Genomic DNA, 23,642 nt, shown 5'->3' with positions numbered 1-23,642 from the left:
GGTTGCTATTGTGGGGCGGCGGGCTTGCGGGCGCTTCCGGTGCGGCGGGGTGATGCGGGTGACCGTGATGTGTCGCCATGAATAGGCTGGCCTCCTTGCTGGGTTGTGGGAGACGCGGCCTGATACGTTAGGACTACAAAGACAAGGCTGGCCGCGATACGGAGCTATTTCAGCCCGGCACGGCTTATAACCCGCAAGATTGGACCACCTCAATACGGAAACGTCTGAAAATTGGTCAATTATTGTCAAGCCGCAATGCTGCTGGCGGACTGACTCGAATCCCATCTAAAGCGGTATCACTTCGACGCGCTCTTTTTGGGGCAGAAGATTCGCTTATGTGGTCGTGCCTTCATCCGCTTTATCGTGTTGGCTACCTGTGCCATTTCCGATTCGCGCTCGCGCTTTGTTCCTGCACGGCGAACCGTTGGCGGTAGTTTGGCAATGGGGAGCGCATCAAATTCAAACAGGTTGGCGAACAGACTGTCGTCATCGTCGGTCTCGGCGCAAACGGCTTGGCGGCCATAGGCACGGTCCACGACCTCACGCGCAGCGGCAAGCCTCGACGCGTCGGTAGCGCCGTGCGTCATGATTTCGACCAACACACAGACGGTGGCGGGGCCATGCTCTCCGGCGAGTTGCCGCGCCTTCGTTGTCGTTCTGTTCGGCGTACCCGCAATCTACCGCCACTTTTGAAACCATTCGCCATGTTAAGCCCCTTCTAACCATGTCTACTCACTTCTACTTTAGACGGGCGCGTTGCCGTCTGAGTATTCGCCGCAGTCCTCGTCTTCGTCGTCGGCTCCTGTCTGGCGGCTCGCCCGCAAGCGATACGGGCCATGCGCGACTTCGCGCTCGGCCCAATGCGCGCGTCCGGTCTCGATTTCGCGGCGCACGCGCTCAAACACCGCCTCTCCTGCTTCGCCGTTGTTCATAATGCCTCCGTTGCGAAAATCATTCTCGACGCAACGTATGTTGCACCAAAAATTGCGACATGCGTAGGAGTCCGTAAAAAGATGAGTAGTGTCCGCATTTGTCCGTGGGACATTCGCGCTTCGTCCGCACTTGCAAACCGGCCCGCGCCGGATCCCTTCGGCCTTGGGTGGATGCGAACCCACGCGTAGTGCGTAAGATCATAGCTACTGCGAATACGCGCCTCTTCGCGCCCGCATCGCAGACCAGGCCGGGAAGGACCCGCGCGAGCTGCCGGGCTTCAATCGATAACTTGGCGGGCATGCCCCTTCGTGTTTCTGGTTGCCATTTTTACGGGCGGAGATTCAAGACCGAAGCCGTCGTTTGCACTCGCGCAACAGGGCATTCAGTTCGCGCAGTTCGGCCCGCCAGCGCGTGCTTGCCATGCCATGCACAGTCGCATTGCGCGATGATGCGGCCTTGCCCGCCTCAGTCGCGGGTCCCGTTGCGCTTTCCCACGGTTTCCAGCGCTGTATCGCTTCGGCCTGTCGTGCCCGCTGTTCCTTCGTCCAGCGTCGTCCCATGATCGTCCGTGAATAGTTCGTTGATGGGCCAGCAAAAACAAAAACCCCGCAAGTCCTTGAACTTACGGGGTTTCAGCCGCCTTCGTTGGCGGAGACGGAGGGATTCGAACCCTCGATCCAGGTTTTGGCCCAGATGCTCCCTTAGCAGGGGAGTGCCTTCGACCTCTCGGCCACGTCTCCCAAATCTTCGCTCGCACCAGGGAGGCAGCGCGACGAAGCCAACATAATAGCGGGTTCGCGGGCCGAGGTCAATTTTTACTTCACACTTTTTGTGCCAGGAACGTCAATTCGATGCCACTTCCTCGACCTTCGCACACTGCGCCGCTCTATCTTTAACAACCCTCACGCGAATGTCTGTCGCCGAGATTCGGACATACACGAGCGCATCATGCCTGATCGAGTTCGAACGCTTTGTGTAGCGCGCGCACGGCGAGCTCCATGTACTTCTCGTCGATCAGCACCGAAATCTTGATCTCCGACGTAGAGATCATCTGGATGTTGATGCCCTCTTCCGACAGAGTGCGGAACATCTTGCTCGCGATACCGACGTGCGAACGCATGCCGACGCCGACCACCGATACCTTCGATACCTTCGGATCGCCGAGCACTTTTTCCGCGCTCACGTGGTCCTTCACCTGGTTCGTGAGGATGTCCATCGCGCGCTGATAGTCGCCGCGACCGACCGTGAACGTGAACGCCGTCTTGCCCTCGACGCTCTGGTTCTGAATGATCATGTCGACATCGATATTCGCGTCGGCGACGGGGCCGAGGATCTGATATGCGATGCCCGGCTTGTCGGGCACACCCATCACGGCGATACGGGCTTCGTCACGCTGAAACGCGATTCCCGAGATGACTGCTTTTTCCATGGTTTCGTCTTCTTCAAAAGTAATCAGAGTGCCCGACTTCATTTCTTCGTCGAGCGACATCAGCGGATCGGTCAGGCTGGACAGCACGCGCGTCTTGACCTGATATTTGCCGGCGAATTCGACCGAGCGGATCTGCAGCACCTTCGAACCGAGGCTGGCCATTTCCAGCATCTCTTCGAACGTCACGCGATCGAGGCGCCGCGCTTCTTCGACCACGCGCGGGTCCGTCGTGTAGACGCCATCGACGTCCGTGTAGATCAGGCATTCATCCGCTTTCAGCGCCGCGGCCACCGCGACCGCCGACGTGTCCGAGCCGCCGCGGCCGAGCGTCGTGATGTGGCCTTCCGGGTCGATGCCCTGGAAGCCTGTGATGACGACGACCTTGCCTTCGTCGAGATCGCGCAGCACGCGATCGCCGTCGATATTGCTGATGCGCGCTTTCGTGAACGCGCTATCCGTTTTCACGGGCACTTGCCAGCCGGTGTAGCTGACGGCATCGACGCCTGCCTCATGCAGCGCGATGGACAGCAGGCCGACGCTGACCTGTTCGCCCGTCGACGCGATCATGTCGAGTTCGCGTGGGCTGGGCTGGGGCGCGATCTCTTTCGCGAGACCCAGCAGGCGGTTCGTTTCGCCGGACATCGCCGAGGGCACGACGACCATCTTGTGGCCTGCCTTGTGCCATTTCGCGACGCGCTTCGCGACGTTCTTGATGCGCTCGACCGAGCCCATCGATGTGCCGCCGTATTTGTGTACGATGAGTGCCATTGTCGTTCTGAACTGAAGGAGAAACTGGAGCTACGCGAACCGGCGCGCACCGCGCGCTGGAGACGGCCGCACAATAAGCACAGGGCACAACGTTCGGGAACGACGGCGGAGTGTGGCGGCACAGATGCAGCGCGCGTGCAGTACGCGCGGGATTTGCCCTGTAACCCTGTCGATCGACAGGACTGACGGACGCTAACGGGGTGGCTAACGGCTTGGAGCGCGCCCGGGCATTCGCATAAGAACAGCCGGGAAACGCGACAAAAAGCGAGTCGGGCAAACAAGTTACACTACCCGATCGGGGCTAAAAAGACAAGCCGAAATCCCGGCAAAAGCCTTCGCAAATGCTTGTCGGAGAAGGATTTACGGCCGATGTTGCGTGCGTGTGACCGTTGACCGTCGCGTAGTCGGTCGCGTGTGAGCGTCGTGCGTGTCGTGCACATGGTTTGCGCCGCGCGCCCACACCGGCGCGCTACGCGAGCGTCAGATCCTCGCGCCACTCGATCCGGACGAAACGCGCATTCGGTGCCTTCGCCGGCTGCCCGCCTTCGTCAAGCACGGTGCGATTCACGCCGATCAGCGGCACGAACAGCAGGTCATCGCCGACGAAAATCAGCGGCACGTCGCGCTTCCATGACGGCACGCCGCGTTCCTGAAAGAGATTTTTCAGCGTGCGGCTCGGGCCGTTCGGCGCACAGCGCATCCGTTCGCCGCCCTTGCGCGAACGCGCGGCGAGCGGCGCCTGCGTGAGCACAGCGACGGGAATCGCGTCGGGATCGTCGGCGGCAGCATCGCTGAACACGAACGTGCCGCGCCATTGCGGCAGGCGCCACACGCTTTCGCCTTGCCAGCTCAGCACGCTCTCCGCGCGCTCGACGAGCGCGGTTTCGTCGGCGGGATCGGCGCTGTCGCCCGCTTCCCAGTAAATTCGCCCGCGATAGCTGCGCAACGCGTGGCCTGCGTGATCGACGCGCAAGCTGTGCGCGTCGCCGATTTCGCGCAACTGGCGCAGCGCATCCGTCAAACGCGCCGTCGATGCAGCCGGAAATCCGAGCGTGCGCATCCAGTAACGCAGCACGTTCGCGGCTCGATCGTCATCGAGCGCGAGGAGCGCATCGCGCAAGAGCGCGTCCGCTTCGTCGCTGCGCAGCGCTTGCAAATCGATGCGCGCGAGTTCGTCGAGCAGACGCTGCGCCGAAGCCGCGTGTGCCGCCGTGCGCGCGAGCGCATCGCGAAAGCCCGGGAAGTGTACGGCAAGCGCAGGCAGCACATCGTGACGCAACGCGTTGCGCGCATAGCGCGTGTCGGCGTTCGACTCGTCGTCGATCCAGCGCAGATCGCGTGCGTGCGCGTAACGCTCGAGTTGCGCGCGCAGCAGATGCAGCAGCGGACGTACGCGCGTCACAGGGGCCCCTGAAGGCAAATGCTCCGGCGCCATCGCCGCGAGCCCCGCAAGCCCCGCTCCGCGCAACAACTGGAGCAGCACTGTCTCCGCCTGATCGTCCGCGTGCTGCGCAAGCCACAGCACCTGCACCCGATGCTGCGCGCACAACGCTTCGAGCGCGCGATAGCGCGCATCGCGCGCCGCCGCTTCGATACTCACGCCCGTCGCACGCTGCACGTCGACATGCAGCGAAGCGAACTCGACGCCCCGCTCGCGTGCGAACGCCTCGCAATGCGCGAGCCAATCGTCGGCGTTCGGACTCAGACCGTGATGGATGTGAAAAGCGATGCAGCGCACCGTGCCGCCGACCCGCACGGCCGCATCGAGCAGCACCGTCGAATCGACGCCGCCGCTATACGCGATCGCGACGCGCGCGTCAGCGGGCAAGGCCGCAAACGCCACGCCGACCGCGTCGATAACGAAGCGGTCGGCGGATGTGTCAGCTGAGGGGGTCACGGTGTAATGGCGCGCAAAGCGCCTTCGGACGGGACGCGTGCGCGCTTACGCGCCCGGCGTCGTTTCCTTGTACTTGCCGTAGGCCATCAGGCGCTCGAAACGGCGTTCACGCAGGTCGCTCGTGCTCATGCCCTGGAACTGGCGCAGCGAGTCGGCGAGCGCGCGGCGCAGCAGCGCGGCCATGCCCTTAGGATCGCGATGCGCGCCGCCGAGCGGCTCGTTGACGATCTTGTCGATCAGGCCCAGCGCCTTCAGACGATGCGCGGTCAGGCCCAGTGCTTCGGCCGCTTCGGGCGCCCTCGCGGCGCTCTTCCACAGAATCGACGCGCAGCCTTCCGGCGAGATCACCGAGTAAGTCGAGAACTGCAGCATCAGCACGCTGTCGGCGACGGCGACCGCCAGTGCGCCGCCCGAGCCGCCTTCGCCGATGATCGTCGAGATGATCGGCGTCTTCAGTTCGGCCATCACGTACAGATTGCGGCCAATCGCTTCCGACTGACCGCGCTCTTCCGCGCCGATGCCCGGATACGCGCCCGGCGTGTCGATGAACGTGAAAAGCGGCAGGCCGAACTTCTCGGCGAGACGCATCAGGCGCTCGGCCTTCCGATAGCCTTCAGGGCGCGGCATGCCGAAGTTGCGCAACGCGCGCTCCTTCGTGTCGCGGCCCTTCTGATGGCCGATCACCATGCACGGCTGGCCGTTGAAACGCGCAAGGCCGCCGACGATCGACAGGTCGTCCGCAAACGAGCGATCACCATGCAGTTCGTGGAAATCGGTGAACAGTTCGTTGACGTAATCCAGCGTGTACGGACGCTGCGGATGACGTGCGATTTGCGAAACCTGCCACGGCGTCAGGTTCGTATACAGATCCTTCGTGAGTTGCTGGCTCTTCTTCGACAGCCGCTCGATCTCTTCCGAAATATCGACGGCCGAATCGTCCTGCACGAAGCGCAATTCTTCGATTTTCGCTTCGAGCTCGGCGATCGGCTGCTCGAAATCCAGAAAGGTGGTCTTCATTGGTTTTTAATCCTTGGACTTACCGGCAGCGCGTATTCTAACCGCGCGCGCCCGTGTCAAGACCGTCTCAAAACTATTGGTTTTAACAAATCAATAGTCCGAGTCGGCAATCGCCTTTTTCCGTCATCCGCCGGCGGGCGCCGGGTCGAGACTGCGCCACATGTACCACGTCGCGACGGTACGCCACGGCTCCCAGTTCGCGGCAACTTCGCGCGCTTCACTGCGCGTCACCGGCTCCCCGCTGAAATAGTTGTGGCTGATCGCCTGGATGAGATTCGGATCGTCGAGCGGCAGCACGTCCGGACGCGACAGGTCGAAAATCAAAAACATCTCCGCCGTCCAGCGGCTGATGCCGCGAATCTGCGTGAGTTCGGCGATCACGTCCTCGTCTTCCATCGACGTCCATTTGCCGACGTGCAGCGCGCCCGAGACGAAGTGATGCGCGAGATCGAGAATGTATTCGGCCTTGCGCTTCGACACGCCGCAACCCGTCAGATTGTCCTGGCCGAGCTTGATGATCTGCTGCGGCACGAGTTTGGGACACGCCGCGAGGATGCGCTGCCACATCGCCTGCGCCGAGGCGACGGAAATCTGCTGGCCGACCACCGAGCGCGCGAGCGTGACGAACGGATCGGCGCGGCTCGACAGATGGACGGGGCCGAACTTCGGAATCAGCTTCTTGAGAATGCGATCGCGCTTGACGAGATCGGCGCACGCCTTGTCCCAGTACGCGGGACGCGTGACGGTCGGGGCCGTTGCATCGCTTTGCGCCGCGGCATCGTCACCGTCCGCCGACGACGATGCAGCGCGCGACTTGCGCGACGTTTCGCCATCCTGGCTTTCGCGCGCGAGTTCCTGCAGGTCGCTCGCGAGTTCGGGCGGGAGCGATCCGTTGCCCTTGACCTGCGCGGCGCGCGTACGCGACGTCTTGGCAGCGCGTGCCTCGGGCAAGTCCGCTCCGTTCGGCAGGCGTTTGGCCGACGCCTGCTTCGCGAGCGCGCCCTGCGCATTCGCCGTGCCCGTGCCCGTTTTACGCGAGGCATGTTGGCCAGCCTTCACGCCTTTCGCCGATGCCGATTTCGTTGCCACCTTCGCTGCGCCCTTCGCGGCGACGCCGCTTCGCGCACGCACTGCCTTTACCTTTGCTGACGCGTTTGATTGAGACGTGGCCCGTTTAGCCGCCGTCTTCGTGGCCGTTGACATCCTGCCTCCTGCCTGGCGAGTCGATCAGTGGGAAGTACGAGGTGCGCTCAAACGCGCCGCCACTCGGTCAACCCGCCCGGTTTGTCTTCGAGCGCAACACCGGCGTCCAGCAATTCCTTGCGGATCCGGTCTGCCTCGGCGTAGTCCTTTGCCTGCTTCGCGGCGACGCGCGCGGCGATCTTCGCTTCGATCGCTGCCACATCCAGCGCGCCCTCGCCTTCACTCCCCGCCGCTTGTTGCAGATACGCGCGCGGCTCGCGGTCGAGCAACCCGAGCACGTGCGCAAGGGCCCGCAATTGCCGTGCAAGCGCCGCATCGCGTGTGCGGTTGACTTCGCTTGCCAGTTCGAACAGCACGGAAACGGCGACAGGCGTATTGAAGTCATCGTTCATCGCCGTGCGAAAACGCTGCGCGTACGCTTCGTTCCAGTCGACATCGCCCGCTTCCGGCGCCGTGTCCTTCAACGCCGTGTAAAGACGCGTGAGCGCGCTGCGCGCATCGTCGAGATGTGTATCGCTGTAGTTCAGCGGCGAACGGTAATGCGCGCGTGCAATGAAGAAACGCACGACTTCGGCATCGTACTTCGCGAGCACTTCGCGGATCGTGAAGAAGTTGCCGAGCGACTTCGACATCTTCTCATTGTCGATCTGCACGTAGCCGTTGTGCATCCAGTAATTGACGAAGGTTTGTCCCGTAGCGCCTTCGCTTTGTGCGATCTCGTTCTCGTGGTGCGGAAACTGCAGATCCTGTCCGCCGCCATGAATGTCGAAACGATCGCCGAGCAGCGTGCAGCCCATCGCCGAGCACTCGATGTGCCAGCCGGGACGTCCGCGCCCATACTTCGAATCCCAGCCGGTGTCGGCGGGCTCGTCGGGCTTCGACTGCTTCCACAGCACGAAGTCGAGCGGGTCCTGCTTTGTGTCGTTGGCGGCCACGCGCTCACCCGCGCGCAGGTCTTCGAGCGACTTGCCCGACAGTGCGCCATAGTGCGCGAACTTGCGCACCGCGTAGTTCACGTCGCCGTCGGTGGCCTGGTATGCGTAGCCGTTCGCTTCCAGCTTCTCGATCATGCCAAGCATCTGCGGAATGAAATCCGTCGCGCGCGGTTCGAGATCGGGACGCTCGATGCCGAGCGCGGCCGCATCCTCGTGCAGCGCCGCGATGAAGCGATTGGTCAGCGACTTGATGGTCTCGCCGTTTTCGACCGCGCGGCGAATGATCTTGTCGTCGATGTCGGTGATGTTCTGCACATAGGTGACCTTGTAGCCCAGCGTGCGCAGCCAGCGCTGCACGACGTCGAAGACCACCATGACCCGCGCATGGCCCACGTGACAGTAGTCGTACACCGTCATCCCGCAGACATACATACGCACTTCGCCTTCATGAAGCGGCACGAAAATTTGCTTGTCACGCGCGAGCGTGTTGTAGATGCGCAGAGATTCCATAGAGACGATGCGTGGGCCGAAAGAAATCCGCTTGGTGTTCGTTCATACCGCGCCCGATAAAAGCAAGCAACCCAGTCGTGCAATCCAGGCATGTAACCCCATGCACGAACACAGGCGGCGCGGCATGACTGACAGCATGTTGCGCACCGCGTGCGGAATCAGGCTGACGTCAAGGCGGGGACGACCACGAGTGGCGAAAGACAGTCTGAGGCTCGACGGAACGCGCAGACCTTTTGTTAGAATGGGTCGGAGTATAACATCCTGACCTGAGCCTATGAAACACTCCAGCGGCCGCGCGCGAGGCGCCAAGCCCCTCTTCGCGACGGCGCTCCGTTCAAAGTTTCGCGCCACGTTCCGCCCGACTTTTGCGGCGGCTTTGAGCGCGGCAGCGGGCACGGTCTGCTGCGGTCTCGCCCTCACGGTGCTGCCCGTTTCATCGGCTCTGGCGCAAAAGGCTTCGACCATTCCACACGGCGCCGCCGTGCGCGACGTGACGCCGGACGCCGATGCGTCCATCGAGCAGAAAAACTGGACGGCCGCCCTTGCGCAGCTCGACGCGCGCATCGCCACAAATCCGCGCGACGCCCAGGCGAAGTTCAAGCGCGCGACCGTGCTTGCCCGCCTGAATCGCGACGACGAAGCCATCGCCGCCTTCACCGAACTCACGCAAACCTACCCCGAACTGCCCGAACCGTACAACAATCTCGCCGCGCTCTACGCGAAGCAGGGCCGCTATACGGAAGCGCGCGCCGCGCTCGAAACGGCCGTCAAGGCGAGCCCCGGCTACGGCCTCGCGTATGAAAATCTCGGCGACCTGTATCTGCGCATGGCCGATCAGGCCTATCGACGCGCCCAGAGTCTGGGCAGCGCGAACGGCGCGACGAACCAGCGTATCGCCGATATCGAGAAGATCGTGACGCCGCGCAAGACGGCTGCAAAAAAGACCGTGCGGCCCTCCGCCGAAGCTGTCGATTACACGAATCGGGCCACGTCGAACATCACCAACACGCCGGGCTTCCAGTTCGGCGGCCCCAACGGATCGCTGGCGACTCCACCGTACGTTGCACCGTCGCAGTGAGCGCGCTTTCGCGCATGCCTTCGGGCAGCGCGTTGGCCGCCGTTTTTCTCATTTGAGTTCACCCCGAGGATTTACATGAAATGGTTGACGTTGGCGCTCGGCAGCGCCGCCCTGATCGCAAACGCACCGGCTTTTGCGCAGAACGGTGCACAGGCTGCGCATCCGTCCGTTCTCTTGAAGACGTCGGAAGGCGATATCCGCGTGGAGTTGTATCCTGAGAAAGCGCCGAAAACGGTAGCCAATTTCCTCGACTACGTGAAATCCGGTCAATATAACGGGACGATCTTTCATCGCGTGATTCCCGGCTTCATGATCCAGGGCGGCGGCTATACGACGAGCTTCGCAGAAAAGCCGACGCGCGCGCCGATCCCGCTCGAAAGCCGCAACGGGCTGAAGAACATGAACGGCGCGATCGCGATGGCGCGCACGAGCGACCCGAATTCGGCGACGGCACAGTTCTTCATCAACACGGTCGACAACGCGGGCCTCGACTATCCGAATCCGGACGGCAACGGATATGCGGTGTTCGGCAAGGTGACATCGGGGATGGATGTCGTGAAGAAGATCGAAGCAACGCCGACGACCTCGCGCGGCCCGATGGGCGATGTGCCGCAAAAGCAGATCGTGATCCAGTCGGCGACAATTGTCGGTAAATGACGGTTGGCAAGTGACTGCCGGCAGGTCGCTGCCGGCCAGTCTTGTTGACAGGTAGCATGACGGCCGGGCGGAAACGGGAGCCCGCCGTCAGGGAAAGGCGCCCGATAGCGGACGAAGCATTTGCAAACAGGGTGACGCGCAAGCCGCATGGGTCGAACCGGGCACCGCATGCTCGCGCTACACCGGAATTAACCATGCCACGGGCGCGGGTTGCTGGCCGCTCAAATGGCCGGGCACCGCGCTCCCCACTCACTTAGACCTAAAGGAAAACATCATGGTTGAACTGCACACGAACCACGGCGTCATCAAGCTGGAACTGGACGCCGGGAAGGCGCCGAAGTCGGTCGAGAACTTCCTCGCGTACGTGAAGGCCGGCCATTACGACAATACGGTGTTCCATCGCGTGATCGACGGCTTCATGATCCAGGGCGGCGGCTTCGAGCCCGGCATGCAGCAGAAGCCGACCAACGCGCCGATCGCGAATGAAGCGAACAACGGCCTGAAGAACGTGAAGGGTTCGATCGCGATGGCGCGCACGAACGACCCGCACTCGGCGACGGCCCAGTTCTTCATCAACGTCAACGACAACGACTTCCTGAACCACTCGTCGCCGACGCCGCAAGGCTGGGGCTATGCCGTGTTCGGCAAGGTCGTCGAAGGCCTCGACGTCGTCGATGCGATCCGCAAGGTGAAAACGGGTTCGAAGGGCTTTCACCAGGACGTGCCCGTCGACGACGTGATCATCGAAAAGGCCATCGTGGTCGAGTAAGACGATTACTCAAACGGTCAGCAACTTCTTATCGAAGCGCTGAGCAAACTGAGAGAAGCACACTTCAAATGCTGCAAGAAACGCCGCTGCGGAGTGTCGCTGCGGGCGTGCCTGGCGAGGGCAAACGCCCGCATGCGGCGCGCCCGTTTTTTTTCATCTCGGACTTGCACCTGAGCGAGTCGATCCCGCACACGGTTGCCGCGTTCGAGCACTTCATCAACGTGACGGCCGAGCACGCCGATTCCGTTTTCATCCTCGGCGATCTGTTCGAATACTGGATCGGCGACGACATGCTCGCCGAACCCTTCCCCGCCCGCATGGCGAAGCTGATGCATACGCTGTCGGAGCGCGGCATCGCGCTCTACATCATGCACGGCAACCGCGACTTCCTGCTGGGCAAGCGCTTCATGAAAGCGGCGGGCGCGATCTGGCTGCCCGATCCGTTCGTCATCACTGCATTCGGCACGAAGATCGCGCTCACGCATGGCGATGCGCAATGCACCGCGGACCGCCGCTATCAGCACTTTCGCGGCTTCGCGCGCAATCATTTGGCGCAGTGGTTGTTTCTGGTGTGGCCGTACCGCTGGCGCAAGGCGCTGGCCGAAAAGATGCGCCGCTCGAGCGAGTCGGGACGCGTGCGTCCCGTAACACCGCGTTACGACGTGACGTCGGAGGGCATCGCCGCGCTCTTCAAGAAAACGAAGACGGCAACGATCATTCATGGCCATACGCATCGGCCCGCGCTGCATCATGAAAAAGGCGGCATGCGCTGGGTACTGCCCGATTGGGACCTCGATCACGGCGAGCGTCGTGGAGGTTACGTGCGTATCGATTCCGAAGGGATCAAGGCGCTGCGGCTGGACAAGTAGCGCAGCGTGACCCGGTTGGCGCGCGAGCATGCACGGGAGCGGTTCGCGGCCGGCCAACCAGTTCATACCCGTCATTCACGGCAGCGCAGCGCCCCGTTCGGAACTGACGGGCACATGCGTCGCGCGTGCCTTCAGTCCCGGTTGCAACGAGCGCCGGATCAGCGCGCCGCTTCCTCGACCTTCCCGTCGATCGCCGCCGACAGGCGACGCAAATCCAGCAGCGCCACGTCGGCGCCCTGGAGCGCTTCGAGACTCGCGCCGAGGCGCTCGAGCGCGGCGACGATTTCGTCGATGCGCTGCGTTTGCGTCGCCGCGTGGTCGATCAGCCCGTGGATCGCGAGCGACACGGGATCGTCGGCATTCGGCGTGATGCCGTACGCGCAGAAAGCAGCGCGCGCAGGCGCTTTGGCGTCGGCGGCCTTTGCGTCGGCGGCCGGCGAACGGGCAGCCGTCGCCGCCGTGGCGGGCACGATCACGCGCGCCGGATTGCCCACGGCCGTGCCGCCCGCTGGCACGGGCTTCACGACGACGGCGTTCGAGCCAATCTTCGCGTCCGCGCCGATCGTGAAGCCGCCGAGCACCTTCGCGCCCGCGCCGACGATCACGCCGCGCTCGAGTGTCGGATGGCGCTTCGCGCCGCGTGTTAGCGACGTGCCGCCGAGCGTGACGCCCTGGTAAATCGTGCAGTCGTCGCCGATTTCAGCCGTCTCGCCGATCACGACGCCCATGCCGTGATCGATGAACACGCGCCGCCCGACAGTCGCACCCGGGTGGATCTCGATGCCCGTCATGAAGCGGCCGAACTGCGATACGAAGCGCGCGAGCCACCGGCGCTTCGCGCGCCAGCACGCATGCGCGAAGCGATGGAACATCAGCGCGTGCAAGCCCGGATAGCATGTGAGGACTTCCCAGGCGCTGCGGGCGGCGGGATCGCGCTCGCGGATCGTGGCAATGTCTTCTCGGAGTCTCGTGAACATGGCAGTGAGGCTGTCGTAGGGATTGAGCGCCGCCGTTGGCATCCATTGCAGACGTAGCGCTTTGCTTATGACGTTTTCGGGTCATTGTAGGGCGAATGTGCAAACGCTGCCGGAAGTCCACGCGATCGATAAGGCTTGAGATCCTGCGCACCATACCAGGAGCGAAAGTGCATCGGCATCGGGCAGTGAAGGCTGTCTGCTGGCGCTTTTCCTGCGCTGCCCGGTTGCTGCGACCGTCCACCGCCGCGCAACAGCTTCAACACGAAGCGCCAACGGACGCAAAAGCTGGCGCAAAACGCCGACACCAAAGACTAGTATCGGGACGCAACGCTGGCTGGCCTGCACTCACTCCTGCTCGCCGTCGCGCCCTTTGGCTTTCAGCAGAATATGCTTCGCGATACCCCGCACGATATTGACCTCCTCGCGTTCGAGACCCGAGCGCGCGAAGAGCCGCCGCAAGCGCGACATCAGCTTCTTCGGATTGCCGGGATCGAGGAAGTCGAGCGCAATCAACGCGTTTTCCAGGTGCACGTACATACGCTCGATCTCGTCGCTGGGGGCAAACGTACCCGTGCTGCCGGACGGCGGCTCCGAGCCCTCGCCTTCGACCAGATACGCCATGCGCAACTCATACGACAGCACCTGGATGGCCTGCGCGAGATTCAGCGAGCTATACGCGGGATTGGCGGGAATATGCGCGAGCGCGCTGCACCGCTCCACGTCTTCGTTCGACAGCCCTGTACGCTCATTGCCGAACACGAGCGCGATGTCGCCGTGCGCGGCATGCTCGCGGGCCTGCATCGCGGCGGCGCGCGGCGGGAGCTGCGGCGGCCCGTACTCGCGGGCGCGCGCCGTCAGCGCGAGCGACCATTGCGCGCCCGAGAGCGCATCGGCGAGCGTCGGCACGACATGTGCGGACGCAAGCACGTCGTCCGCGCCGCTCGCCATCGCAATCGCATCCGGATCGTTCTTCACGTCGGGCGAGCGCGGCGAAACCAGCACGAGCCGCGAGAATCCCATCGTCTTCAGCGCGCGCGCCGCCGCGCCGACGTTGCCCGGATGACTTGGCTGGACGAGCACGAAGCGTGTCGACGTAAAGCCGCCGCCGATGCTGTTCGCATTGTCGGAAGCGGTGCTGGATTGGAGTGACGAAGGCGTTTGAACCACGATAAAGATTGGATGGCAAGGAAACAGTAATGGTAGCGCCAAGCCGTGCTGCCTTGCCATCTGCCGTTTGGCTAATGTTTCGCTTGTCGCACGTTTGTCGCCCTGTCGCTCGCCCTGCCGTTCGCCTTGTAGTTCTCCTTGTCCCGTTCGCCCCGGCCGGCTCCATTCCGCCTGAGACCCGTGATGTCCAGGCAAAAGCCAGATAAAACTCAGGTAAAATTCCGACATTCGCGCCGTGCCCTCCCGCCCTTCGCAGGGCACTCACGCCACTGCGCATCGCTCTTCTTCAATTCGTCTCCGTCGACGGAATGTGTGTCCAGGCTTCGACCCAGTCTCGCCCGGCGCCCGTTTCGCGTGATTTACAGCTTATTTTCAGCTCAACACCGGACAGCCTCCATACGCGTCCGGCACAAGGATCAGGCTCATGCATCCCATGCTCAATATCGCTGTCAAGGCCGCTCGCCGCGCCGGGCAGATCATCAACCGCGCGTCGCTCGATCTCGACCTCGTGCAGGTCAGCAAGAAGCAGCACAACGATTTCGTCACGGAGGTCGACAAGGCGTCGGAAGCGGCAATCATCGAAACGCTGACCACCGCCTACCCCGATCATGCGATCCTCGCCGAAGAATCCGGCGAATCGGGCAAGGAGTCCGAGTTCCAGTGGATCATCGATCCCCTCGACGGCACCACGAACTTCATCCACGGCTTCCAGTACTACTGCGTGTCGATCGCGCTCGCACACAAGGGCATCGTCACGCAAGCTGTCGTCTATGACCCGACGCGCAACGATCTCTTCACGGCATCGCGCGGCCGCGGTGCGTATCTGAACGATCGGCGCATCCGCGTAGGCCGCCGCGACAGGCTCGCCGACGGCCTGATCGGCACGGGCTTCCCGTTCCGCGAAAAGGACTCGCTCGAGCCGTACACGCGGCTCTTCGCCGAAATGACGCAAGCGTGCGCGGGCCTGCGCCGCCCGGGCGCGGCTGCGCTCGATCTGGCGAACGTCGCGGCGGGCCGCCTCGACGGCTTCTTCGAGCAAGGCATCAGCGCGTGGGACATGGCAGCGGGCAGCCTGCTGATCACGGAAGCGGGCGGCCTCGTCGGCAACTACACGGGCGATTCGGACTTCCTGCACAAGCATGAGATCGTCGCGGGCAACCCGAAGATATACGCGCAGATGATTCCGATCCTGTCGCGCTACACGCGCACGAAAGAACAAGCAGCCTAAGACGCTGCACGCATTCGACAAGCGGCTTCGGCCGCTTTTTTCGTATGGGGCGCCGCTTTTGCTGCGCAGCGCCGCAGGTTGCCAGATGCGCTGCCGTATGGGCTGCCGTATGGGCTGCCGTATGCGCTGCCGTATGGGCTGCCGTATGGGCTGCCAGATGGGCTCGCCGCACACGAACGCCGTCGCTGTGTTCCAATCGGAACGATGAAGAAAGGCTTCTATACGATCATCGCGGCGCAATTCGTGTCGTCGCTCGCTGATAACGCGCTCCTGATCGCGGCGATCGCGCTGCTTGCCGTGATTCGCTCGCCCGCATGGGTAACGCCGCTGCTTCAGATTTTCTTCACGATTTCCTATGTGCTGCTCGCGCCGTTCGTCGGCGCATTCGCCGATGCGCTGCAAAAGCGCCACGTGATGTTCATCTCGAACGCGCTGAAAGCAGGCGGCTGTCTGATGATGGTCGCGGGCGTGCATCCAATGATCGCGTACGGCGTGGTCGGCTTCGGCGCGGCCGCGTATTCGCCCGCGAAGTACGGCATTCTGACCGAGCTGCTGCCCGCCGAACGGCTCGTCGTTGCGAACGCCTGGCTCGAATCGGCGACCGTGCTGTCGACGATCGCCGGCACGATGCTGGGTGGCGCGCTGATCAGCACGTACGCGTCGCACTTCGTCCAGCATGCCCAACTGCCGCTGATTCACACGGCCGCCGACCTCGCGATGCTCGCCGTGATGATCACGTATGCGATTGCGGCGGCGCTGAATGTCGGCATTCCGGACACGGGCGCGCGTTATCCGAACCGGCTCGTCGAGCCCGGCCAGTTGCTCGGCGAATTCATCCGCTGCTTCAACGTGCTCTGGTCCGACCGCCTCGCGCAGATCGCGCTGTGGGTCACGACGCTGATGTGGGGCGGCGCTGTGACGCTGCAACTGCTCGTGCTGAAATGGGCGGATGCGAACCTCGGGCTGTCGTTGTCGAAGGCGGCCGTAATGCAGGGCGTGGCCGGCTTCGGCATTGCAATCGGCGCGGCGGCCGCCGCCGCATGGATTCCGTTGCGCAGTTCGCTGAAAGTGCTGCCCGTCGGGCTGCTGATGGGCGCCGTCGCCGTCGCGATGGCGTTCTACAGCAAGAGCCTATTTCCGCCCGGCGCGGGGCTGCGCGTCGGCGCCCTCTTCGCGCCCGCCTACATCATCCTCGCGTATCCGCTGATGATCCTGCTCGGCGCGCTGTCCGGCTTCTTCATCGTGCCGATGAACGCGATTCTCCAGCATCGCGGCGCGACGCTGCTGACGGCGGGCCACTCGATCGCCGTGCAGAATTTCAATCAGAACCTCGCCGTGCTGCTGATGCTCGGCGCCTACGCGATCCTGCTGACGGCGGCGATGCCCGTGCAGTGGATCATCGCCGTGTTCGGACTCTTCATCACGGGCATGATGTGGCTCGCCAAACGCCGCAGCGCCGCGAATGCGCAAAAGGTCGATATGCACGCGCTGATCGAGGAATGAACGAAGACTGAGCGCAGCATAGCCGCGCGAAGATCGCGACGGCAACCTGGCCATCCGGCCAGGTTCGCGCAACGCTTCGCCGGGTTAAACTCACGCCCTGAACAGTCACGCAAGAAAGACACGAGGATGGGCACTCAAACCGCAGCCGCAAACGACATCGCGCAACACACTCCAATGATGCAGCAGTATCTGCGCATTAAAGGGGAGCATCCGGGCACGCTCGTGTTCTACCGGATGGGCGATTTCTATGAGCTCTTTTTCGACGACGCCGAAAAGGCCGCGCGCCTGCTCGATCTGACGCTCACGCGGCGCGGCGCGTCGGGCGGCAATCCGATCAAGATGGCGGGCGTGCCGCATCACGCCGTCGAACAGTATCTGGCGAAACTGGTGAAGCTCGGCGAGTCGGTCGCGATCTGCGAACAGATCGGTGATCCGGCGACATCGAAGGGACCCGTCGAGCGCAAGGTCGTGCGCGTGGTCACGCCCGGCACGCTGACAGACGCAGCGCTGCTCTCCGACAAAAGCGACACGTATCTGCTCGCGGTGTGCGCGGCGCACAACCGGCGTGGCGTGGTGACGGCCGTCGGCCTCGCCTGGCTGAATCTGGCGAGCGGCGCACTGCGTCTTGCCGAAGTCGCGCCCGATCAGGTCGCCGCCGCGCTCGAGCGAATCCGTCCGGCGGAGATTCTCGTCGCCGACACGCCCTCGCCCACCGAATCGAACGCGTGGACGCTGCCTTCCAGCTTCGGCGCAATGACGCGCGTACCGGCGTGGCATTTCGACGTCGCGTCGGGCACGCAGCGGTTGTGTGACCAAATGGAAGTCGCGAGCCTCGATGGTTTCGGCGCGCATTCGCTGTCATGCGCGTGCGGCGCGGCGGGCGCGGTGCTGCTGTACGCGGCAGCGACGCAAGGCCAGCAGCTGCGTCACGTGCGCAGCCTCAAGGTCGAATACGAATCGGAGTACATCGGGCTCGATCCATCCACACGCCGCAATCTTGAATTGACGGAAACGCTGCGCGGCACGGATTCACCCACGCTGTGCTCGCTACTCGACACGTGCTGCACGACGATGGGCAGCCGTCTGCTGCGTCACTGGCTACATCATCCGCCGCGCGATGCCGCGATTGCCCAGGCGCGCCAGCAGGCGATCGGCGCGCTGCTCGACGCGCCGCCCCAGGCCAGTCTCGACTTGCTGCGCAGCGCATTGCGGCAGATCTCGGATATCGAACGGATCACGGGACGGCTCGCGCTGCTGTCGGCGCGTCCGCGCGATCTGTCGAGTTTGCGCGACACGTTTATCGCGTTGCCCGAACTGCGCGCGCAACTGGCCGCTGTCGCCCAGGCCGCCGATTCGCTCGCGCGTATCGATACGGCACTAGAGCCGCCGGCCGAGTGCGTCGATCTGCTGAAGCACGCGGTCGCGGAGGAACCCGCCGCGATGGTACGCGACGGCGGCGTGATCGCGCGCGGCTACGACGCCGAACTCGATGAACTGCGAGATATTTCGGAGAACTGCGGACAGTTCCTGATCGACCTCGAAACTCGCGAGCGCGCGCGGACGGGGATCGGCAATCTGCGTGTCGAGTACAACAAGGTGCACGGCTTCTACATCGAAGTGACGCGCGGCCAGACCGACAAGGTTCCCGACGACTATCGCCGCCGTCAGACGCTGAAGAACGCCGAGCGCTACATCACGCCCGAGCTGAAGACATTCGAGGACAAGGCGCTGTCCGCGCAGGAACGCGCGCTGTCGCGCGAGAAGGCGCTGTACGACGCGCTGCTGCAGGCGCTGCTGCCTTTCATCGCCGATTGCCAGCGCGTCGCTTCCTCCCTCGCCGAACTCGATGTGCTCGCCGCGTTCGCCGAACGGGCACGCGCACTCGACTGGGTCGCGCCAGGCTTTGCGCCGACGGGCGGCATCGAGATCGAACAGGGACGGCATCCCGTCGTCGAGGCGCAAGTCGAACAGTTCATCGCAAACGACTGCACGCTCAGCCCGGAACGCAAGCTGCTGCTGATCACCGGCCCGAACATGGGCGGTAAATCGACCTTCATGCGTCAGACGGCGTTGATCGCGCTGATGGCGTACGTGGGCAGCTACGTGCCGGCGCGCCGCGCGTCGTTTGGACCCATCGATCGCATTTTCACGCGCATCGGCGCCGCCGACGATCTGGCGGGCGGCCGCTCGACCTTCATGGTCGAGATGACGGAAGCCGCCGCGATCCTGAACGACGCGACGCCGCAAAGCCTCGTGCTGATGGACGAAATCGGCCGCGGCACGTCGACGTTCGACGGCCTTGCGCTCGCGTGGGCAATCGCGCGCCATCTGCTCGCGCACAACGGCTGTCACACGCTCTTCGCGACGCACTACTTCGAGCTGACGCAACTGCCCGCCGAGTTTCCGCATGCGGCGAACGTCCACCTGTCGGCCGTCGAGCATGGGCACGGCATCGTGTTTCTGCACGCTGTCAACGAAGGCCCCGCCAATCAGAGCTACGGTCTGCAGGTCGCGCAACTGGCGGGCGTGCCGAACGCGGTGATTCGCGCGGCGCGCAAGCATCTCGCGTATCTGGAGCAGCAGTCGGCCGCGCGGCCTGCGCCGCAACTCGATCTGTTCGCAGCGCCCGTGTCGGTGCTCGAAGACGCCGACGATGAACCCGCGCCGCCCGCGCTGGCCCCCGCCATGCAGGCGCTCGTCGAGCGGCTGCGCGAGATCGATCCGAACGATCTGCGTCCACGCGATGCGCTCGACCTGCTGTTCGAACTGCATGAACTGGCCAAGTCGCCAGATGCGCAGCACTGACGCTTGCGCTCGCCACGCGTCGGCGAGGCGTCGCCGTTCGCGCGGCACGGCGCTGGCCGTCATGCTCGCGGCCGCTGCGTCGCTGGCCTTGCCCGGCCGCGCGTCGTTCGCGAAGGAATCGGAGCCGCGCTACTCGTTTGCCGTCATCGGCGGCACACTGCAAAGTCCCGCTGACGAACCGCAAACGCAACGGCTGCTCGAGGCGATCGGGCGCGAGTCCGACATTTCGTTCATCGTCTACGACGGCAACCTGAAAAGCGGTAAGGAAGCGTGCCGCGACTCGCTATTCGCTACGCGCCAGACGCTGCTCGAAATGTCGAAGCCCGCGCTCGTTTTCATTCCGGGACAGCACGACTGGGCCGATTGCGGCACGGAGGAAGCGGGCGGCTATGACCCCGTCGAACGGCTCGATCTGCTGCGGCAGACGCTCTTCGCGGATACGTCATCGATGGGGCAAAACCCGATTCCGCTCGTGCGTGAAAGCGAGGTGTTGCGCTTCCGTACGTATCGGGAGAACGTGCGTTGGCAGGTCGACGATACCATGTTCGTCGGCCTGAACGTGCCGGGACCGAACAATCATTTCCTGTACGCGGGCGGACGCAACGGCGAATTCGAAGACCGCGTGATCGCCAACGCGTTCTGGCTCGACCACGCCGCCGAATATGCGAAGCGCCACAACGCGCGCGCGATCGTCGTGCTGCTTCAGGGCGACTTCGACCCCGAACGTTACGAGCGTCCCGAACGTTTCGCGTGGCTGCGCTTCGGCCGCAAGGCGAAGCGCGACGGCTTCCTCGAATTCAAGCGCAGCCTCGTGAAGCTGGCCGAGACCTTTCATGGACCCGTCGTCGTGATTCATCAGGATAACGACCGAATGCACGCGGGCTTCATGATCGACCAACCGTTGCGCAACGATAAGGGCGACCTGGTGACGAATCTGACGCGCATCGCATTCGCACCGCGCAATCCTCAGAACCAGTGGATACAGATCGATGCTGATCTCGCGAAGCGGCCGCCATTTCGCGTAAGCGTGCAGAACGTCCCGAAGAGTCTGCCGCTGCCCGCGGTGCCGGCATTACCCTCGCATAACGAGTACACGGCACCGCCGATGCCGCCTTCGATGCCCGCTGTGCCAGGCTCCACACCCGCTTCCGAATTGCCGCCGATTCTGCCCGAACCGCCGCGAGCGCCGTCGCCCGATTCGAGCAACGGCAACGACGCCGGCAGCACGAGCAACGGCACAACATACCGATACGTCCCGCCAGATGCGACAACGGGCGCTTACGCGCCCGCTTCGGGAACTGCCCAGCCTTCCGGCGTCTATCCCGGCATCAGCCCGGGCGCCAATCCTGCGAGTTCAGTGCAGCGTCGGCCGTGACGGTGCGGCGTCGTCGGCATCGTCTTCGTCGTCGTCTTCATCGGCGATTTCGAGGCCGCTCGCGCCGTGTGCGTGCTCGTGCTGGATTTCGTCTTCCGTTGCTTCACGCACGTCCTTCACCATCAGCTTGAAACGCAGCGCCATGCCCGCGAGAGGATGATTGCCGTCGAGCACGACCTTGTCCTCGGCGACGTCCGTCACCGTGTAGATCAGCGAATCGAGGTCTTCATCACCTTCTTCAGGCGTGCCTTCGAACTGCATGCCGACTTCGAGCGGCTCCGGGAAACGGCTGCGCGGCTCGATCTTCACGAGCTCAGGATCGTACTCGCCGAACGCGTCCACCGGCTCCAGCTGGATCTGGGTTTCGAAGCCGGGCTCATGGCCGTCGAGCTCTTCCTCGATCTTGGGGAACGTGCCATCATAGCCGCCGTGCAGATAAACCATCGGCTCGTCGCTTTCCTCGATCAGATTGCCTTGCGCATCCGACAGCTTGTACGCGACCGATACGACGGTGTTCTTTACGATTTTCATTCGATTCTCCAGATTACGACTCACATTATACGATGCCCGTGCGGCCCCCTGACTACCCCGCTGCCAAAGCTTCAGCGCGTATTTCCCCTACTTCCGTTTCCGCTTCGTCGGCAGCTTCGCCTGACCAGCCCACGCCTCTGTTAGGCAACCTGACGCCGTCGCAATTCATGCGACGTTACTGGCAGAAAAAGCCCTTTCTGATCCGCCACGCGATCCCCGACATCGTCGCGCCGCTGGCGCGCGACGAGCTGTTCGAACTCGCCGATCAGGACGACGTCGAATCGCGCCTCATCACGCACTTTCGCAGCAAGTGGCAACTCGAACATGGCCCGTTTGCTGCAGACGAATTGCCTTCCATCAAGCAACGTGCGTGGACACTGCTTGTGCAAGGCGTCGATCTGCATAACGACCGCGCACGCGCCTTACTTGACCGCTTCCGCTTCGTGCCCGACGCGCGCCTCGACGATCTGATGATTTCGTACGCGACGGACGGCGGCGGCGTCGGTCCTCACTTCGATTCCTACGACGTCTTTCTGTTGCAGGTTCATGGCAAACGACGCTGGCGCATCGGCGCGCAGCGTGATCTGTCGTTGCAGCCGGGCCTGCCGTTGAAAGTGCTACAGCACTTCGAGCCGGAAGATGAATGGGTCCTGGAGCCCGGGGACATGCTTTACCTGCCTCCGCATATCGCGCATGACGGCGTCGCGCAAGGCGAATGCATGACCTGCTCGATCGGCTTTCGCGCGCCCTCCACGAGCGAGCTGGCTGCGCAGTTCCTCTATTACCTCGCCGAACGCGGTGAGGCACATGCGTCGCCGAATGGTTCCGCGCTCTATCGCGATCCGCAGCAAGCCGCTGTCGAACGCCCGGCGGAACTGCCTCCCGCGCTCGTCGATCGCGTGGGCGCGATCCTTGCTAAGGTCGACTGGAGCGATAAGGACGTCTCGTCGTTCCTCGGCACGTATCTGAGCGAGCCGAAGCCGAGCGTCGTGTTCGATCCGCCCGAACGTCCGCTCGATGAAGCGCGTTTCATCAGGCGCGCGATGAAGGAAGGCGTGCGGCTCGACCGTAAAACTGTGCTGCTTTACGACAGCCGCTCTTATTACCTGAATGGAGAAGAAAGCAGGCTTGCAGACGTGAAAAACTGGGTGATTGAACTCGCCGACAACCGCTCTCTGAGTGCGAAACGCTTTGTAACACTCTCACCGCAATCGTCGATGACAGCACTACTTCACGAGTGGTATCGTGCGGGCTGGATACAGACGGGTGAACTGCGATAAGATTCGCTCCGCTGTTATACCGTATAGCGAAAAATTGTCTGAGAAAGACAACGTATTGGCCCCGGATTTGTCGACGGTCGATACGAAAGTGCATATAATTTCCGCCCAAGCCGTAGGGAAGATTCACGCTCATGAAGTGCGGTCTCCACCAGCGGCCCAGGTCGGTGTTGGAGCACATTACCGGTATTATTTTGCGCTGTTGCTTACCTTTAACCATAAAAGGACGTGATCATGAAGAAATCCCTCCTCGTAGCATCCCTGTTGGCAGCTGTGGCACTGGCTGCATGCAACAAGAGCAGCGACCAGGCGGCTGCCCCGGCTAGCGACGCTGCTGCTGCTTCGGCACCGGCTGCTGCTGCTTCGGATACGGGCGCTGCTGCTTCGGGCGCTGCTGCTGCGAGCGAAGCCCCCGCATCGGCACCGGCTGCTGCTGCTTCGGAAGGCGCTGCTGCTTCGGAAGGTGCTGCATCGGCAGCTGCTCCGGCTTCGGGCGCAAGCCAGTAAGCTGTAGCACAGGGTTCGCCCTCAGGGCGAAAACTGCAACGGGAGGTCCACAGGGCTTCCCGGGCGGAAAAACAAAACGCCACGGATTTCAGTCCGTGGCGTTTTGTTTTATGCGCGGTCTTTTATATCGATATTATTCGGTCTGCATGTATTCGATGCATTTCGACTTGTATTTGACTTTCGAATGAATTCAAACGGCGACGCCGA

20 protein-coding genes and 1 tRNA gene are annotated in these 23,642 nt (G+C 63.1%); 10 read left to right on the top strand and 11 right to left on the bottom strand.

Annotated elements, in window-relative coordinates:
• Positions 1–296: 296 nt before the first annotated feature.
• The 8 genes from AB4Y32_RS12970 to cysS form a co-directional block, all read right to left on the bottom strand.
• Positions 297–587 (bottom strand): hypothetical protein, encoded by a 291-nt coding sequence (locus tag AB4Y32_RS12970; RefSeq protein WP_368721715.1) that lies wholly within the window; start codon positions 585–587, stop codon positions 297–299.
• A 156-nt stretch (positions 588–743) separates the two neighbouring features.
• Entirely contained in the window at positions 744–932 is a 189-nt protein-coding gene (locus tag AB4Y32_RS12965) for a hypothetical protein (protein ID WP_368721714.1), read from the bottom strand.
• Between the two features lie 647 nt (positions 933–1,579).
• Positions 1,580–1,673, bottom strand: a tRNA-Ser gene (locus AB4Y32_RS12960).
• Positions 1,674–1,879: 206 nt separating this feature from the next.
• Complete coding sequence (locus AB4Y32_RS12955) at positions 1,880–3,130, bottom strand: aspartate kinase (protein WP_368721713.1); 1,251 nt, start codon at positions 3,128–3,130, stop codon at positions 1,880–1,882.
• A 469-nt stretch (positions 3,131–3,599) separates the two neighbouring features.
• A complete protein-coding gene (tilS, locus tag AB4Y32_RS12950) occupies positions 3,600–5,027 on the bottom strand; it encodes a tRNA lysidine(34) synthetase TilS (protein WP_368721712.1) in 1,428 nt (475 codons plus the stop codon).
• Positions 5,028–5,072: 45 nt separating this feature from the next.
• Positions 5,073–6,044, bottom strand: a complete 972-nt coding sequence (locus tag AB4Y32_RS12945; RefSeq protein WP_368721711.1) for an acetyl-CoA carboxylase carboxyltransferase subunit alpha — start codon at positions 6,042–6,044, stop codon at positions 5,073–5,075.
• Between the two features lie 123 nt (positions 6,045–6,167).
• On the bottom strand, positions 6,168–7,247 hold the full coding sequence (locus AB4Y32_RS12940; protein ID WP_368721710.1) for a DNA-3-methyladenine glycosylase: 1,080 nt from the start codon (positions 7,245–7,247) through the stop codon (positions 6,168–6,170).
• 47 nt (positions 7,248–7,294) lie between these two features.
• Positions 7,295–8,692 carry a cysteine--tRNA ligase gene (cysS, locus tag AB4Y32_RS12935; protein ID WP_368721709.1) on the bottom strand — a complete coding sequence of 466 codons (1,398 nt, stop codon included), beginning with the start codon at positions 8,690–8,692 and terminating at the stop codon, positions 7,295–7,297.
• Between the two features lie 274 nt (positions 8,693–8,966).
• On the opposite strand from cysS, the gene AB4Y32_RS12930 reads away from it, so the two are divergent.
• The 4 genes from AB4Y32_RS12930 to AB4Y32_RS12915 all read left to right on the top strand — a co-directional run bounded on the left by AB4Y32_RS12930 (position 8,967) and on the right by AB4Y32_RS12915 (position 12,065).
• A complete protein-coding gene (locus AB4Y32_RS12930; protein WP_368721708.1) occupies positions 8,967–9,770 on the top strand; it encodes a tetratricopeptide repeat protein in 804 nt (267 codons plus the stop codon).
• A gap of 75 nt (positions 9,771–9,845) precedes the next feature.
• Entirely contained in the window at positions 9,846–10,427 is a 582-nt protein-coding gene (locus tag AB4Y32_RS12925) for a peptidylprolyl isomerase (RefSeq protein WP_368721707.1), read from the top strand.
• Between the two features lie 274 nt (positions 10,428–10,701).
• Positions 10,702–11,196 carry a peptidylprolyl isomerase gene (locus AB4Y32_RS12920; RefSeq protein WP_368721706.1) on the top strand — a complete coding sequence of 165 codons (495 nt, stop codon included), beginning with the start codon at positions 10,702–10,704 and terminating at the stop codon, positions 11,194–11,196.
• A 68-nt stretch (positions 11,197–11,264) separates the two neighbouring features.
• Positions 11,265–12,065 carry a UDP-2,3-diacylglucosamine diphosphatase gene (locus AB4Y32_RS12915; RefSeq protein WP_368721705.1) on the top strand — a complete coding sequence of 267 codons (801 nt, stop codon included), beginning with the start codon at positions 11,265–11,267 and terminating at the stop codon, positions 12,063–12,065.
• A gap of 158 nt (positions 12,066–12,223) precedes the next feature.
• Here AB4Y32_RS12915 and cysE read toward each other — a convergent pair whose 3' ends face one another.
• On the bottom strand, positions 12,224–13,042 hold the full coding sequence (gene cysE / locus AB4Y32_RS12910; RefSeq protein ID WP_368721704.1) for a serine O-acetyltransferase: 819 nt from the start codon (positions 13,040–13,042) through the stop codon (positions 12,224–12,226).
• A gap of 345 nt (positions 13,043–13,387) precedes the next feature.
• Positions 13,388–14,209, bottom strand: coding sequence for an RNA methyltransferase (locus AB4Y32_RS12905; protein ID WP_439899780.1), 822 nt, complete (start codon positions 14,207–14,209; stop codon positions 13,388–13,390).
• Between the two features lie 424 nt (positions 14,210–14,633).
• Between AB4Y32_RS12905 and AB4Y32_RS12900 the strand changes: the two genes are divergently transcribed.
• The 4 genes from AB4Y32_RS12900 to AB4Y32_RS12885 all read left to right on the top strand — a co-directional run bounded on the left by AB4Y32_RS12900 (position 14,634) and on the right by AB4Y32_RS12885 (position 21,120).
• The gene (locus AB4Y32_RS12900; protein ID WP_368721703.1) at positions 14,634–15,437 is read left to right on the top strand and encodes an inositol monophosphatase family protein; all 804 of its coding nucleotides are present in this window, start codon (positions 14,634–14,636) and stop codon (positions 15,435–15,437) included.
• 204 nt (positions 15,438–15,641) lie between these two features.
• Positions 15,642–16,940 carry a lysophospholipid transporter LplT gene (gene lplT, locus AB4Y32_RS12895; RefSeq protein ID WP_368721837.1) on the top strand — a complete coding sequence of 433 codons (1,299 nt, stop codon included), beginning with the start codon at positions 15,642–15,644 and terminating at the stop codon, positions 16,938–16,940.
• 126 nt (positions 16,941–17,066) lie between these two features.
• Complete coding sequence (gene mutS, locus AB4Y32_RS12890; RefSeq protein WP_368721702.1) at positions 17,067–19,745, top strand: DNA mismatch repair protein MutS; 2,679 nt, start codon at positions 17,067–17,069, stop codon at positions 19,743–19,745.
• Entirely contained in the window at positions 19,732–21,120 is a 1,389-nt protein-coding gene (locus tag AB4Y32_RS12885) for a hypothetical protein (protein ID WP_368721701.1), read from the top strand. The genes mutS and AB4Y32_RS12885 overlap by 14 nt, the downstream gene beginning before the upstream one ends.
• On the opposite strand, the gene AB4Y32_RS12880 is transcribed toward AB4Y32_RS12885, so the two are convergent.
• Positions 21,100–21,651 carry a peptidylprolyl isomerase gene (locus AB4Y32_RS12880; RefSeq protein ID WP_368721700.1) on the bottom strand — a complete coding sequence of 184 codons (552 nt, stop codon included), beginning with the start codon at positions 21,649–21,651 and terminating at the stop codon, positions 21,100–21,102. The two genes, AB4Y32_RS12885 and AB4Y32_RS12880, sit on opposite strands and share 21 nt — an antisense overlap.
• 32 nt (positions 21,652–21,683) lie before the next feature.
• On the opposite strand from AB4Y32_RS12880, the gene AB4Y32_RS12875 reads away from it, so the two are divergent.
• Together AB4Y32_RS12875 and AB4Y32_RS12870 are read left to right on the top strand one after the other, a co-directional pair.
• A complete protein-coding gene (locus tag AB4Y32_RS12875) occupies positions 21,684–22,931 on the top strand; it encodes a JmjC domain-containing protein (RefSeq protein ID WP_368721699.1) in 1,248 nt (415 codons plus the stop codon).
• Between the two features lie 231 nt (positions 22,932–23,162).
• Positions 23,163–23,435: a hypothetical protein gene (locus AB4Y32_RS12870; protein WP_368721698.1), complete on the top strand. Its 273-nt coding sequence runs from the start codon at positions 23,163–23,165 to the stop codon at positions 23,433–23,435.
• The last annotated feature ends 207 nt before the right edge of the window (positions 23,436–23,642 follow it).

It is taken from the genome of Paraburkholderia phymatum (assembly GCF_040965635.1).
Classification (GTDB): Bacteria; Pseudomonadota; Gammaproteobacteria; order Burkholderiales; family Burkholderiaceae; genus Paraburkholderia; species Paraburkholderia phymatum_B.
This window is presented reverse-complemented; position numbering and strand designations above follow the sequence as displayed.

Excerpts from the sequence above, each read along its gene's own strand:
- AB4Y32_RS12970 (WP_368721715.1), bottom strand. The coding sequence starts at position 587 with ATGACGCACGGCGCTACCGACGCGTCGAGGCTTGCCGCTGCGCGTGAG.
- AB4Y32_RS12965 (WP_368721714.1), bottom strand. The coding sequence starts at position 932 with ATGAACAACGGCGAAGCAGGAGAGGCGGTGTTTGAGCGCGTGCGCCGC.
- AB4Y32_RS12955 (WP_368721713.1), bottom strand. The coding sequence starts at position 3,130 with ATGGCACTCATCGTACACAAATACGGCGGCACATCGATGGGCTCGGTC.
- AB4Y32_RS12945 (WP_368721711.1), bottom strand. The coding sequence starts at position 6,044 with ATGAAGACCACCTTTCTGGATTTCGAGCAGCCGATCGCCGAGCTCGAA.
- AB4Y32_RS12940 (WP_368721710.1), bottom strand. The coding sequence starts at position 7,247 with ATGTCAACGGCCACGAAGACGGCGGCTAAACGGGCCACGTCTCAATCA.
- cysS (WP_368721709.1), bottom strand. The coding sequence starts at position 8,692 with ATGGAATCTCTGCGCATCTACAACACGCTCGCGCGTGACAAGCAAATT.
- AB4Y32_RS12930 (WP_368721708.1), top strand. The coding sequence starts at position 8,967 with ATGAAACACTCCAGCGGCCGCGCGCGAGGCGCCAAGCCCCTCTTCGCG.
- AB4Y32_RS12925 (WP_368721707.1), top strand. The coding sequence starts at position 9,846 with ATGAAATGGTTGACGTTGGCGCTCGGCAGCGCCGCCCTGATCGCAAAC.
- AB4Y32_RS12920 (WP_368721706.1), top strand. The coding sequence starts at position 10,702 with ATGGTTGAACTGCACACGAACCACGGCGTCATCAAGCTGGAACTGGAC.
- AB4Y32_RS12915 (WP_368721705.1), top strand. The coding sequence starts at position 11,265 with ATGCTGCAAGAAACGCCGCTGCGGAGTGTCGCTGCGGGCGTGCCTGGC.
- cysE (WP_368721704.1), bottom strand. The coding sequence starts at position 13,042 with ATGTTCACGAGACTCCGAGAAGACATTGCCACGATCCGCGAGCGCGAT.
- AB4Y32_RS12900 (WP_368721703.1), top strand. The coding sequence starts at position 14,634 with ATGCATCCCATGCTCAATATCGCTGTCAAGGCCGCTCGCCGCGCCGGG.
- lplT (WP_368721837.1), top strand. The coding sequence starts at position 15,642 with ATGAAGAAAGGCTTCTATACGATCATCGCGGCGCAATTCGTGTCGTCG.
- mutS (WP_368721702.1), top strand. The coding sequence starts at position 17,067 with ATGGGCACTCAAACCGCAGCCGCAAACGACATCGCGCAACACACTCCA.
- AB4Y32_RS12885 (WP_368721701.1), top strand. The coding sequence starts at position 19,732 with ATGCGCAGCACTGACGCTTGCGCTCGCCACGCGTCGGCGAGGCGTCGC.
- AB4Y32_RS12880 (WP_368721700.1), bottom strand. The coding sequence starts at position 21,651 with ATGAAAATCGTAAAGAACACCGTCGTATCGGTCGCGTACAAGCTGTCG.
- AB4Y32_RS12875 (WP_368721699.1), top strand. The coding sequence starts at position 21,684 with ATGCCCGTGCGGCCCCCTGACTACCCCGCTGCCAAAGCTTCAGCGCGT.
- AB4Y32_RS12870 (WP_368721698.1), top strand. The coding sequence starts at position 23,163 with ATGAAGAAATCCCTCCTCGTAGCATCCCTGTTGGCAGCTGTGGCACTG.